The organism is Thermosynechococcus sp. QKsg1, from assembly GCF_031586415.1.
In the GTDB taxonomy this organism is placed as follows: Bacteria; Cyanobacteriota; Cyanobacteriia; order Thermosynechococcales; family Thermosynechococcaceae; genus Thermosynechococcus.
On the sequence record NZ_CP134200.1, the window covers coordinates 1,647,273 to 1,659,414 of the forward strand.

Here is a 12,142-nt window from a genome sequence, read left to right on the forward strand (position 1 = left end):
CAAGCAATTCTTAGTCGGTAAGCCTATGCTCCACAACTTTAGGTAAGCATCGGAAGGATGTCATGAAAGGGAACACTTAATTATCTTTTGCTTTGTTTCTCAAAAAGCTAACAATTCCATTAAGGAAGGAATAACTCAATTCGGCGCCAGCCCTATTATCACTTTCCCTATTGGACAAGCCTAGGTCAATCTGCTTAGGAAAGGTAGTTGCTGGCGGAGGAGAAATGCTAATGATTTCTTCTACTAAGCCCATCACTATAAAACAAAAACAGATTTTTTGAATCTCTAAGATGTGCAAGCCTAGCGTGTTAGCAATCTCTTGAATTGTTGTTGTGCCATCAATTTGCTCCCATACCTGCCACTCCTTTGCGCTTAACTGCACAGAGGGTGGCTCATGAACTAAAGCGACAATCGTCGAGCTCTCCGAGGGCAATTTATCCATCAAGGATGTCCAGTCGCGTAATAAACGCAGACCTGCTAGGGTAATCGCTTGGGGTGAAGCACTCAGACCGGTCATTTCAGAAAACGGCAGGGGATGACGGCCATCAAACTCGAAATAGCCTTCTTCAAGGCTAAACAGGTAAGGAACAGGCGTCAGCACTTGATGCCTGAATAGTAAACTAAGTTGCTGTGTGTCCAAGATTCCTTGGGATTTTAGGAAAATCCCCAAGGGTACATTTTGAGAATATCGGTCCATCACTCGTTGAATGGTCAAAGGGTGTAATAATTTCCGCTGCTCAATCAATTGCCACAAACCTTGTTGGTTGAGTGTAGTGGTTGCTGCTACCACGTTTCCATAACGAAAAAAGAGGTAGTACTCTTGCGATTGCGGTAGCACGGTTAAAATGTTTGGCATATTGATCAACTTTATGGAGAGGCATCCTGTACGCTGCCCTTGTTCCAACAACCGAAAAACCTCTCCTAGCGAAAATTCTGAAAAGTAACCGCTAATTTTCATGGGAATCTCCTCTTGAATTCAATCACTCAAGTTGTTGTCTTTTGACTGTAGCGGTGGCATCCGGAGGAGTGATTGGTCTAGCTTGGAATCGGACATATTCTTGAATAACTGTTGTCAACGCTGTGGCAACCGAAAAACGATCCAAGCTATTCACAGATATCATTGGTGGTCGTCTTTGGGGATCTAAATAGCCAAGGGCAACCCCAATTTCTTCCACCGGCCAAGCGTCAGGATGATCAGCATGACTGCAGCCGATGACCATGGGTATCTGAGTGCGGTGGCGCATGAAAGCAGCGATGCGCCGAGCCATCCGAAAGTCTTGGGGACGATGGGAACTCACTAGCAAAATGAAAGCGTGGGCTTTGCGAATAAGAATGTCCCACATGAAATCAAAGCGCTCTTGGCCAGGAGTACCGTAGAGATGAAGTGCCTTATCAGCACTAAACTGTAAGCGCCCAAAATCCATCGCTACTGTTGTTGTTGGCTTCAGATCAGCAACATGATCACTAGCTTTGCGATCTGTGTCTACAGCCTCAATTTCGCTAATTTTGCGAATAAATGTAGATTTGCCAGCGCCTACTGCACCGGTCACTACGATTCGCATAATTTCCATTGGGTAGTGACCTCAGGCTAGAGACTAACAGTTGGACTCACACTAACGAGTTGTTGTTGCAAATCGGCAATAACGTTCTTAATCTCAAGATTGATAATCCCCAGCTTGGCTGAAGCATCGGCAAGAACCAGTAAAACTGCATCTTCGGTGCAGCTAGTCAGGATGCCATAGCCACTGTTGCCTTCCACCAAAATTCGCTCAATTTGTCCTCGACTCAGTTCCCGCCCAATCCGCTCACCTAAGGAGAGCATGGCTGCTGACATGGCGGCAACACGCTCTTCATCCATGCCGCTAGGCAAGACAGCGGCAAGCGTCAGGCCATCCGGAGAAACCAGAGCTGCCCCTTGAACATTGCTGGCAGTGGCTACAAAATTTTGCAGAATTGCTTCAATTTTGACGGCGTTAATGGCCATTTTACCCCCTAGCCCAAAATAAATCGAATAAATGATGGCAAGAGCAAATAGATACCAATGAAGATAAAGAAGAGAATTGCTACATCGCGGTTGCCCCTTGAGCAATTAAACGTTGAAAGAGCGCTTGTGTCCATCCGGTCTCTTGAAGAACTGCTTGGGAAGAGACTTCAAAGTAGGCCTGCTCAATAAAGGCAAGGTCAATCATGCAAATTTTGCTTAAGGCATCCCCAAGAGCCTCCGATTGATTATCTTGGCGCAGTTTTTGCCGTAGAGCGTTGACTACAACTGCCATGGCTGGTACAACATGCTGGGGTCCAATCCCAACCTTGACATGGATAAGTCCAATTCTCCAACGGCGTTCAGCGTAGCTTTTTCCCCACTGATCCATGCCAGTAAACATCTCGTAAAACCATTCCACAAACGTTTGTTTGAGGCGATGAACTCGCCCTTCGGTAGCGTTGAGAATGGCATTCATCTCTTCATCTTTGCCAAGGTAATCATAAAAGACATCTGCCATGGCGGGGGCAACTTCCTTACCCCAAGGTGCTGCTTGGGCAAGCACCGATTTGTCTTCTTCCGTCAACTGCACACGGCGAGTCATAGTTGCCATGAAGGCGGTTGGATCGATAGCCATTGGACTTTTGATTTCAATACTAAGATGACGTGAAATTTCCGACAAAAGGCTAGCACCTTTCTTGAGGCCTGTAAATACCCTGTCGCTTCTAACTGGATTCTCAAAATTGTTGGATTCTGGCCATCGGGGCGCTGTTACCTTGGTGATGGGGTATGGTGGAGTACAGGGTTGATTTACTGTTTGCGGAGTTCCTTTCTATGGCCGATGGCAAACTGCCACCCACAAATGCTTCTACCCCTGAATCCATGAGAGCCAAGGCCGAAAAGACGACAGAACCCTGGTGGCTGGAGATGGCCAAAACCTTGGGTCTGGCTGCTCTCTTGGCTTTTGGTATTCGTACCTTTGTAGCAGAAGCGCGCTATATTCCCACCGGCTCGATGGAAGAAACCCTGCTGATTAACGATCGCCTGATTATTGAAAAGATCAGCTACTATTTCCATGCTCCCCATCGCGGCGACATTATTGTTTTCAATCCAACTCCGGCCTTGCAGCAGGCAGGCTTTCGTGATGCCTTTATCAAGCGGGTGGTGGGCTTGCCTGGGGATCGCGTGGAACTCCGCCAAGGGCGCGTCTATATCAACAATCAACCCCTACCCGAACCCTATCTAGCTCCCTCGACATTGACCTCCGTCGATACCTGTGCCGGTATTCAGCCCTATCTGGCTCAACCGCAGGTGATTCCTGCCAACAGTTACTTGGTCTTGGGGGATAACCGCAATAACAGCTTTGATGGTCGCTGCTGGGGAGTGGTACCGCGCAATTACATTATTGGTCGTGCGGCGATTCGCTTTTGGCCCCCCGATCGTTGGGGGTTGATTACCGATCCCAAGGAACCGCAACAGTGAGGCAAACCCTGCGCACCGAGGTACTCGTTGTGGGTGGTGGCACAGGGGGGGTAGCTGCTGCCTTAACGGCGGCTCGCATGGGAGCACAAACGGTGCTGGTCAGTGAAACCCCTTGGCTAGGGGGCATGCTCACGAGTGCTGGGGTGGCGGCTCCCGATGGCAATGAACTCATGGCGTGGCAAACCGGGCTGTGGGGCGAGTTTCTGCGGGCGATCGCCCAGCGACAGCCGGGGGGGTTAGATCATGCTTGGGTGAGTTTCTTTACCTTTGAGCCAAAGGTCGCCGCTGATCTTTTTGCCGAGTGGGTCAAGGCAACCCCCAACCTGACGTGGCTTGTTGGTGAAGTTCCCCAAGCGGTTTTGCGCCAAGGCAATCGCATCCTCGGGGTGGAATTGACCACCCTCACCCTCCATGCCCAAATCACCATTGACGCCACAGAACTCGGCGATCTCCTTGCCTTGGGGGAAATTCCTCATCGCTGGGGCTGGGAGTGGCAGGCAGACACCCAAGAACCCTCCGCACCGTCAGCCCCCACAGCCTTGACTCAAACCTATTCCGTTCAAGCCCCCACATGGATTGTGGTTCTACAGGACTATGGTGAGGGTGCCACTGCCCCAGAAATTCCCCCTTCCCCCCTTTGGGATGAGCACAAGTTTAACGGTGCTTGGGCAGGCTATGACCCGCTGCACTTTCTCAACTATGGCCGCCTGCCGGGAAACCGCTTTATGCTCAACTGGCCGCAGCAGGGGAATGACTATGGCGTGGGTCTGGAACGGCTGATTGGCTCTGCCCAAGAGCGACAGGCCTTTTGCCAAGAGGCGCGCTGGCACGCCCAAGATTTTGCCCGTTATGTGCAGCAACAGTTGGGTCGCCGCTATGCTTTAGCGGAGGATACCTTTCCCCAATTCCCCAGACAGCTAGGGGGGGGAGCCTATGCCCTCCATCCCTATTACCGCGAAAGTCGTCGCCTGATGGGTGTCACCACAATTCACGAGCAGGATATTCTCCCCAGTGCGCCACCGCCCGTTGATGCCCAAGGTCACTACACTGGCATTGCCATCGGCAACTATCCGAACGATCACCACTATCCGGGGATGGAACTCCCCCTGATGCCTAAGTCCATCCGTTGGGGCGGTCGTTGGACGGGAACGCCCTTCGTGATTGCCTATACGTCGTTGATTCCCCAGACGGTAGAGGGCTTTCTAGTGGCAGAGAAAAATATCTCGGTGACCCATATTGCCAATGGTGCCACCCGCTTGCAACCGCTGGTGATGGGCATTGGGCAGGGGGCAGGGTGGTTAGCCGCCACAGCCATTCGCCAAGGGAAATCGCTGCATCAACTGGTGGGCACCCTTGATCTGAAGCCCCTGATTCAGGAGTGCCGACAGGCAATCTTTCCCTTCTTTAACCTGCCGCCGCAACATCCCGAATGGGAAGCTTGGCAACTCCAGACATTAAACACCTTTGATCCCACAGTCCCCCTACCCCCAGAAGTGGCGATCGCCCAGCCCACGCCGATGACCATGAGCCCAAGAATGCAAACTGTCACGGGCGAGTTTGCCAAACTGGGGGAGCAAGCCTATCAACTGCGCACTGAGCAACAGTCTTGGCCTTTGGTGACACTGCACCCCACTGTGAACGATCGCCTGCAAACCTATAGAAATGGGCAACGGATCACAGTGACGGGCTTTATCAACCCCTATGCTCCTTGGATGCGGGTGGAACACGTGGCCTAAGTGTCGCAGCTTAGCTCCCCAAGGCGTTGGTTAAAGCGCAGATTCTCTCTGTAGTCCACAGGGACATCAATGATGGTGGGGACATCCTGTGCCAAGGCGGTTTTTAAGGTTGGGATAAAGTCAGCGGTGGCTTCAATGCGATACCCCTTGAGTCCCATGCTTGCGGCCAATTTAACAAAGTCGGGGTTGCCAAAGCGGACATAGGCGGATTCGCCAAAGTAACGCTGCTGCTTCCACTCAATCAGGCCATAGCCGCCATCATTAAAGATGATGGTTGTAAAGTTGGTTCCTATGCGCAGGGCGGTTTCCAGTTCTTGGCAATTCATCATGAAGCCGCCATCGCCGGTGACTGCCACCACATGCCGCTGCGGATAGACCAATTTCGCCGCTATTGCTCCCGGTACCGCAATCCCCATTGCGGCAAAGCCATTGGAAATCAAGCAGGTATTGGGGCGATCGCAATGGTAGTGACGGGCAATCCACATCTTGTGAGCACCCACATCAGAAATAACAATGTCCTCTGGTCCCATCACTTGGCGCAGGTCATAGATAAGCTTTTGCGGTTTGACAGGAAAACCCTCATCTTGGGCATATTGGCAATAGTCCGCCACAATGTCTTGGCGCAGTTGGACGGCATAGGGGGTGGGTTTATCTTGGCGATCGGCTCGCTTGAGAATTTCATAGAGGGAGTCAGAAATATCCCCCACGACCTCAACAACAGGGATGTAGCTGCTGTCAATTTCTGCATGGGTGGCCGCAATATGGATAATGGGCAAGCGGCCATCGGGGTTCCAGCTTTTCGGGGAATACTCAATCAAGTCATAGCCAACGGCAATCACTAAGTCAGCATGATCAAAGCCGCAGCTAATGTAATCCCGCTGCTGGAGTCCCACCGTCCACAGGGCAAGGGAGTGCTGATAGGGAATGACCCCTTTACCCATAAAGGTATTGGCCACGGGGATATTCAGCTTTTCGGCAAAATGGGTGAGGGCAGCGGCAGCGTGGGCACGAATAGCGCCATTCCCCACTAAGATCAGGGGGTTCTCAGCAGCATTGATCAGTTCAGCGGCCTTGAGAATGCTCTGGAACGAGGCATAGGTTTTTTCGGGCGGGCTAGGCTTGAGGGGATAGCCCTCAGCTTCCATGGCGGCAATGTTTTCGGGCACATCAATGTGAACCGCCCCTGGCTTTTCATTCTGGGCAATCTTAAAGGCCTTGCGGACAATTTCTGGCGTAATGCTGGGGCGGACAATCTGGGCATTCCATTTGGTTACCGGGCTAAACATGGCCACCAAGTCCAGATATTGGTGGGACTCGATGTGCATGCGATCGGTGCCTACCTGCCCTGTAATGGCCACAAGAGGAGCGCCATCGAGGTTGGCATCGGCAACCCCCGTCATTAAGTTCGTGGCACCGGGGCCAAGGGTAGAGAGACACACCCCCGCTTTACCGGTGAGACGACCATAGACATCGGCCATAAAGGCCGCCCCTTGTTCATGGCGGGTGGTGATAAATTGAATGGGGGAGCGACGCAGCGCTTGCAGGACATCAAGATTTTCTTCCCCCGGCAGACCAAAAATGTATTCTACGCCTTCATTTTCAAGACATTTCACGAGTAATTCGGCGGTATTCATAGGATAGGCGATCGCGGGCACTACTCCCTATCGTAGTTCTGTCTTTTTCGCCCAATCCTTAAATATTGGCAAATGCTGACGAAAGTTATGCCGCGGCCAGATCGGAGATCACCTTGGCCAGATCAATGTCCTTTTGGGTAATGCCGCCGGCATCATGCGTCGTAAGGCAGACCGTCACCCGATTCCAAGAAATGGATAAATCAGGGTGATGTCCGGCCGCCTCAGCGGGATCCACCAGACGATTGACAAAGGCAATGGAGCCAAGAAAATCCTTGAAAACAAACGTTTGCTCAAGGCGATCGCCCGCCAATTTCCAGCCCGCTAGGTTTGCTAGTTGTGCCTCAATATCGGCTGCGGAGAGTCGCTCTGCCATGGTTGTGCCTCAACCCTATTAGCTCTAGGGTAGCAGAGGTAATTTACCAACTGGACTTGACGACCCCCGGCAGTAGCCCTTGGTGGGCCATTTCCCGCAGGGCATTGCGGCAGAGGCCAAAATCGCGATAGTAACCACGAGGACGACCCGTCAACCAGCAGCGATTCCGCAGCCGCGAAGGGGCACTATTGCGGGGCAACCGTTGCAGTTGACGATGGATGCTCATGATCTCTTCTTGGGTTTCGGCGCTGGCCAGTTGAGCCTTGAGTTCTTGGCGTTTGCTGGCGTATTTAGCAACAAGCCGTTGCCGCTTTTTTTCCCGTTCGATCATGCTTTTTTTGGCCATGGGGGTGTGTTTGTCCTCGATAATGATCAATTTGGTATCCTATATCCTATCAAAGAGCGATTTGTTGCTGCAACTGTTGATCCTTGCGGGGTGTTTCTGTGCCCTTACATCTGTACAACACACTGTCTCGCCGCCTTGAACCCTTCTCGCCCCTGCACCCAGAGCGGGTGACGATTTATGCCTGCGGGGTTACGGTGTATGACTACTGCCACTTGGGGCATGCCCGTTCCTACGTGGCTTGGGATGTGCTGCGCCGCTATCTGATGTTTTTGGGCTACCACGTCCACTATGTGCAAAATTTTACCGATATTGATGACAAGATTTTGCGCCGTGCCCATGAGAACGGCGAGACAATGGCCACAGTGAGCGATCGCTACATTGCCGCCTACCACGAGGACATGGCGGCCTTGAATATCCTACCTGCCACTGCTTATCCCCGCGCGACAGAGGTGATTCCAGAAATTATTCACCTCATTCAAGGGCTACTGGATCGCGGCTATGCCTATGTGGCCGGCGGGGATGTTTACTATGCCGTGGCACAATTTCCCAGCTATGGCAAGCTCTCTGGGCGACAGCTTGAGCAACTCATGGCCGGTGCCAGTGGCCGCATTGAGGAAGAGGAGGAGCAGCGCAAACGCCATCCCCTTGATTTTGCCCTCTGGAAAGCCGCAAAGCGGGAGGAAATGGCTGTTTATGAGCCATGGGAAGCCCCCTGGGGAAAAGGGCGCCCCGGCTGGCATATTGAATGCTCGGCGATGGTGCGGCAGGCCTTTGGCGCAACGGTGGATATCCACTGCGGCGGTATGGATTTGATTTTTCCCCACCATGAGAACGAAATTGCCCAATCGGAGGCAGTGACCCAGCAGCCCTTAGCGCGATTTTGGCTCCACAACGGCTTTGTAACCGTAAACGCCGCAAAAATGTCCAAGTCCTTGGGCAACTTCACGACGATTCGTGACCTCTTGGCTCAGGGAGTACATCCTATGGCTCTACGCCTGTTGGTTCTACAAGCCCAGTACCGCAAACCCTTGGACTTCACGCCAGAGGCACTGACCGCCGCTGCCAAGGGCTGGCAAACCCTGCAGGAGGCACTACAGCTCAATCGGCAGCTCTCCCTGCCCGTCATTGATCCAGAGGCGGTAAAAGCTCACCCCAGTACCCAAGCCTTCTGTCAGGCCATGGATGAGGACTTGAACACCGCAGCAGCTCTAGCGGTCATCTTTGAACTGGCCAAAATCCTGAATCGTGAGCAGCATCGCTATCTCCACGGGGGAAACTGGGGGCGATCGCCCGCTGAGGTGAGTCGCGATTGGCACACCTTGGTTGCCCTTGCTCAGGTCTTGGGTCTAGAGGCCAAAGAGGCGCCAAAACCTTCGCCAACGATGGGACTCACCGATGAGGAGATTCAAAACCTGATTGCCGCTCGCACCGCTGCCCGCCAAGCCAAGAACTATGCGGAGAGCGATCGCCTGCGGGATCTCCTTTTGGCTCAAGGGGTCAAACTCGTGGATCAAAAGGACGGCACCACCCATTGGTTTCGCGTGCCCGCTGGCTCAACCCCCTAACTGTGGAGAACCCTATGCACGATTCCCTTGCTGACCTGCGTCAGGAACTCTTGGCGCTTCTGTGCCGCGATGCCTACCGTGCCGGCGAGTTTATCCTTTCCTCTGGCCAAAAAAGCCACTACTACATCAACTGCAAACCCGTGACCCTATCAGCGCGGGGCGCTTACCTTGTGGGGCGGCTCTTCTTGGCGCAGTTAGCCCCTGAAGCGGTGGCGGTGGCGGGTCTCACCCTTGGGGCAGATCCCTTGGTGGTGGCAGTGAGCGTGCTCTCCAATGTGCAGGGGCAGGATCGGGCAGCGCTGATTGTGCGCAAGGAAGCCAAAGGCCACGGCACGATGAGCTTTATTGAAGGTCCCCCCTTGCCCCAAGGGGCGGTGGTCACGGTGCTTGAGGATGTGATCACGACGGGGGGGTCTGCCCTCAAGGCGGTGCTGCGGCTCCAAGAGGCAGGCTATGTGGTCAATGAGGTTCTGGCCATTGTCGATCGCCAAGCGGGCGGGGAAGCTGCCTTTGCCGCTCAAGGAATACCCCTGCGATCGCTCTTTCGGATTAGCGACCTCGAAGCCTACCTCAATGCGGTCTAAATTCCCAACCGCTGGTAAATTTCCTCGAGGTGCTTGAGGTGATGTTCAGGGTTAAAGCAGGCCTCGAGTTCTTCTGGTGTCAGGTAGCGCTGAATCTCTGGATCCCCTTTGAGGTTGGCTGCAAAATCGCCATTGGGTTGATTCCAAGCAGCATGGGCGTGTTTTTGCACCAAGGCATAGGCGGCTTCGCGACTCAGCCCCTTCTCCACCAGCGCCAAGAGCACCCGCTGACTAAAGATGACACCGCCGTAGCAGTTCATATTGCGGCGCATATTTTCGGGATAGATCTGTAGCGTCTGCACCAAGTCAGTCATTTCCACCAGCATAAAGTGGCTGAGAATTGAGCTATCGGGCAAAATCACCCGTTCCACCGCACTGTGGGAAATATCCCGCTCATGCCAGAGGGCAACATTTTCAAGGGCAGCCAAGGCATTCCCCCGCAGCACCCGCGCTAGACCGGTCAGTCGTTCGGAACGAATGGGATTGCGTTTATGGGGCATAGCAGAGGAGCCTTTTTGTCCCTTTGAGAAGAATTCCTCGACTTCAAGGACATCGGTGCGCTGAAGATTGCGAATCTCAACAGCAAAGCGCTCGAGACTGGCTCCCAAGAGGGCAAGGGTTTGGGCATAGTCGGCATGGCGATCGCGGGAAATCACCTGTGTTGAAGCGGTATCGGGTTGGAGACCGAGTTTTTGGCAGGCGATCGCCTCTACACGCGGATCCACATTGGCATAGGTGCCCACTGCCCCCGAAATTTTGCCTACGGCCACGGTGCGCTGCAATTGGCACAGGCGATCGCGATGGCGCAGCAATTCCGCCAACCAGCCAGCTAGCTTAAAACCAAACGTAATTGGCTCGGCGTGAATCCCATGGCTGCGTCCCACCATCACCGTATAGCGATGTTCTTGGGCACGGTGGCGCACTGCCTGAATGAGCTGCTCCAACTGCTCTTGGATCAGGCTGAGACTGGCCACCAATTGCAGGGCTAAACCGGTGTCGAGGACATCGGAACTGGTCAAGCCAAGGTGAATATAGCGTCCGGCATCGCCAACATTTTCGTTGACATTGGTGAGGAAGGCAATGACATCGTGCTTTACCTCTGCCTCAATTTCCAGCACCCGTTGGGGGTCAAACTTGGCCTTGGCTTTGATTTCAGCGACGGCGTCAGCAGGAATATGTCCCAGTTCGGCTTGGGCTTCGCAGACCGCAATCTCAACATCGAGCCATGTTTTGAATTTGTAGGCATCCGTCCAGAGGTTCCCCATTGGGGCAAGGGTATAGCGTTCGATCATGGGCGTGTGCTTATCTAGAGTGATCAAAAACTGCAAGCTAATCGAATGGCGATCGCCTATTTGCGTTCGGGATGGTACACAGTTTCCGCCGTGGCAAAGCCATTGAGGCGATAGATGAGTTGGTAAAGACGGCTGTAGTCCCGCTGGTTAAAGTGCAGGATCAATCGCGGCAGGTGGAGCGTGTGGGTCAAGGCAGGGCGGTTAATGGGTTGCTCGTCTTCCACTTCCCGAGGCAACGGTTCAGTGCGTTCAATCTGCCCCGACACGAGGATGTCTTGAAAATCGCGATTGAGTTCTGCCAAGGCGGCATCACTAATGTCTTGGTTCAACCGCAGCACCAAGCGATCGCCCACATAGCGGCTAGAGTGATAGACACGATAAAAGCCACTCAGATAGGCTAAACCTTCCTCAACACTGGTGCAGATGCGGTAGAGTTCCTGATCTTCACCGTTAATCAGTCCCTTGGCTGCCAGTTCTTCACGAATAAACCGATCCCAATGTTGCCAGTAGGTACCACCGGCAATGTCCATCAAGACCAAGGGCTTAGGGGGGGCTTTGCCCGTTTGGCAGAGGGTCAAGCATTCAAAGGCTTCATCTTGGGTGCCAAAGCCACCGGGGAAGACGGCAATGGCATCGGTTTCCTTGAGCAAAAAGAGCTTGCGCGTAAAGAAGTACTTAAAGTGAATCAGACGCGGATCCCCTTCAATGTAGGGATTGGCACCCTGCTCAAAGGGGAGTTCAATGTTCAGGCCAAAGGACTTATTGGGGCCTGCCCCTTTGTTGCCAGCCTCCATGATGCCACCCCCGGCACCGGTGATAATCATAAACCCCGTGGCACTCGCCGCTTGAGCAAAGCGCACCGCCATTTCATAGACTGGCGCGGTGGAGGGGGTGCGGGCGGAGCCAAAGATCGAAATTTTGCGGGTATGGCGATAGGGGGCAAAGACCCGCAGGGCTTGGTGCATGTCCCGCAGGCAGGAACGCAGAATCTTCCAATCTAGTCGTTCCAGTTCCTCATCGGCAATATCCAGAAAAAGTTGCAGGGCTTGGTAAATCACGTCGCCGTGGGGCACACTATCCAAGCGACGAATTAACTGTTCAAGGTCTTGCTGTAGGCTACTTAAAGCGACTCGCGAAAGGGTCATGGCA

13 protein-coding genes are annotated in these 12,142 nt (G+C 53.3%); 4 read left to right on the plus strand and 9 right to left on the minus strand.

The features are described 5' to 3' along the window. Positions 1–76: 76 nt before the first annotated feature. The 4 genes from RHP47_RS08190 to RHP47_RS08205 all read right to left on the minus strand — a co-directional run bounded on the left by RHP47_RS08190 (position 77) and on the right by RHP47_RS08205 (position 2,618). Positions 77–958: a DUF4388 domain-containing protein gene (locus RHP47_RS08190; RefSeq protein ID WP_286625299.1), complete on the minus strand. Its 882-nt coding sequence runs from the start codon at positions 956–958 to the stop codon at positions 77–79. 22 nt (positions 959–980) lie between these two features. Then, positions 981–1,571 (minus strand): ATP/GTP-binding protein, encoded by a 591-nt coding sequence (locus RHP47_RS08195; protein WP_310840197.1) that lies wholly within the window; start codon positions 1,569–1,571, stop codon positions 981–983. Between the two features lie 17 nt (positions 1,572–1,588). Beyond that, positions 1,589–1,984, minus strand: a complete 396-nt coding sequence (locus tag RHP47_RS08200; RefSeq protein ID WP_149819876.1) for a roadblock/LC7 domain-containing protein — start codon at positions 1,982–1,984, stop codon at positions 1,589–1,591. 79 nt (positions 1,985–2,063) lie between these two features. Continuing rightward, entirely contained in the window at positions 2,064–2,618 is a 555-nt protein-coding gene (locus tag RHP47_RS08205; protein ID WP_149819878.1) for a protoglobin domain-containing protein, read from the minus strand. A 197-nt stretch (positions 2,619–2,815) separates the two neighbouring features. Here RHP47_RS08205 and lepB point away from each other — a divergent pair, with 197 nt between their 5' ends. Both lepB and RHP47_RS08215 read left to right on the plus strand, forming a co-directional pair. Next, the gene (lepB, locus tag RHP47_RS08210; RefSeq protein WP_190278330.1) at positions 2,816–3,463 is read left to right on the plus strand and encodes a signal peptidase I; all 648 of its coding nucleotides are present in this window, start codon (positions 2,816–2,818) and stop codon (positions 3,461–3,463) included. After that, complete coding sequence (locus RHP47_RS08215; protein WP_310840198.1) at positions 3,460–5,199, plus strand: FAD-dependent oxidoreductase; 1,740 nt, start codon at positions 3,460–3,462, stop codon at positions 5,197–5,199. Before lepB ends, RHP47_RS08215 begins: the two co-directional genes overlap by 4 nt. Here RHP47_RS08215 and RHP47_RS08220 read toward each other — a convergent pair. The 3 genes from RHP47_RS08220 to rpsN all read right to left on the minus strand — a co-directional run bounded on the left by RHP47_RS08220 (position 5,196) and on the right by rpsN (position 7,552). Further along, positions 5,196–6,833, minus strand: a complete 1,638-nt coding sequence (locus RHP47_RS08220; protein WP_310840199.1) for an acetolactate synthase large subunit — start codon at positions 6,831–6,833, stop codon at positions 5,196–5,198. The genes RHP47_RS08215 and RHP47_RS08220 overlap by 4 nt on opposite strands. Positions 6,834–6,918: 85 nt before the next feature. Further along, entirely contained in the window at positions 6,919–7,206 is a 288-nt protein-coding gene (locus RHP47_RS08225; protein WP_286625305.1) for a 4a-hydroxytetrahydrobiopterin dehydratase, read from the minus strand. Between the two features lie 43 nt (positions 7,207–7,249). Then, the gene (gene rpsN, locus RHP47_RS08230; protein WP_011057663.1) at positions 7,250–7,552 is read right to left on the minus strand and encodes a 30S ribosomal protein S14; all 303 of its coding nucleotides are present in this window, start codon (positions 7,550–7,552) and stop codon (positions 7,250–7,252) included. Positions 7,553–7,650: 98 nt separating this feature from the next. On the opposite strand from rpsN, the gene cysS reads away from it, so the two are divergent. Together cysS and pyrE are read left to right on the plus strand one after the other, a co-directional pair. After that, positions 7,651–9,117 (plus strand): cysteine--tRNA ligase, encoded by a 1,467-nt coding sequence (cysS, locus tag RHP47_RS08235; protein ID WP_310840201.1) that lies wholly within the window; start codon positions 7,651–7,653, stop codon positions 9,115–9,117. Positions 9,118–9,131: 14 nt separating this feature from the next. Continuing rightward, complete coding sequence (gene pyrE / locus RHP47_RS08240; protein WP_149819886.1) at positions 9,132–9,701, plus strand: orotate phosphoribosyltransferase; 570 nt, start codon at positions 9,132–9,134, stop codon at positions 9,699–9,701. On the opposite strand, the gene purB is transcribed toward pyrE, so the two are convergent. After that, entirely contained in the window at positions 9,698–10,993 is a 1,296-nt protein-coding gene (purB, locus tag RHP47_RS08245) for an adenylosuccinate lyase (RefSeq protein ID WP_149819888.1), read from the minus strand. The two genes, pyrE and purB, sit on opposite strands and share 4 nt — an antisense overlap. Positions 10,994–11,049: 56 nt before the next feature. Continuing rightward, positions 11,050–12,138, minus strand: coding sequence for an LOG family protein (locus RHP47_RS08250; RefSeq protein ID WP_149819890.1), 1,089 nt, complete (start codon positions 12,136–12,138; stop codon positions 11,050–11,052). Positions 12,139–12,142 lie beyond the last annotated feature (4 nt).

What these genes read in the sequence shown, in the direction of transcription:
- RHP47_RS08200 (WP_149819876.1), bottom strand. Translation starts at nt 1,984, where the DNA reads ATGGCCATTAACGCCGTCAAAATTGAAGCAATTCTGCAAAATTTTGTA.
- RHP47_RS08250 (WP_149819890.1), bottom strand. Translation starts at nt 12,138, where the DNA reads ATGACCCTTTCGCGAGTCGCTTTAAGTAGCCTACAGCAAGACCTTGAA.
- rpsN (WP_011057663.1), bottom strand. Translation starts at nt 7,552, where the DNA reads ATGGCCAAAAAAAGCATGATCGAACGGGAAAAAAAGCGGCAACGGCTT.
- RHP47_RS08205 (WP_149819878.1), bottom strand. Translation starts at nt 2,618, where the DNA reads ATGGCTATCGATCCAACCGCCTTCATGGCAACTATGACTCGCCGTGTG.
- RHP47_RS08195 (WP_310840197.1), bottom strand. Translation starts at nt 1,571, where the DNA reads ATGGAAATTATGCGAATCGTAGTGACCGGTGCAGTAGGCGCTGGCAAA.
- pyrE (WP_149819886.1), top strand. Translation starts at nt 9,132, where the DNA reads ATGCACGATTCCCTTGCTGACCTGCGTCAGGAACTCTTGGCGCTTCTG.
- RHP47_RS08190 (WP_286625299.1), bottom strand. Translation starts at nt 958, where the DNA reads ATGAAAATTAGCGGTTACTTTTCAGAATTTTCGCTAGGAGAGGTTTTT.
- RHP47_RS08220 (WP_310840199.1), bottom strand. Translation starts at nt 6,833, where the DNA reads ATGAATACCGCCGAATTACTCGTGAAATGTCTTGAAAATGAAGGCGTA.
- lepB (WP_190278330.1), top strand. Translation starts at nt 2,816, where the DNA reads ATGGCCGATGGCAAACTGCCACCCACAAATGCTTCTACCCCTGAATCC.
- purB (WP_149819888.1), bottom strand. Translation starts at nt 10,993, where the DNA reads ATGATCGAACGCTATACCCTTGCCCCAATGGGGAACCTCTGGACGGAT.
- RHP47_RS08225 (WP_286625305.1), bottom strand. Translation starts at nt 7,206, where the DNA reads ATGGCAGAGCGACTCTCCGCAGCCGATATTGAGGCACAACTAGCAAAC.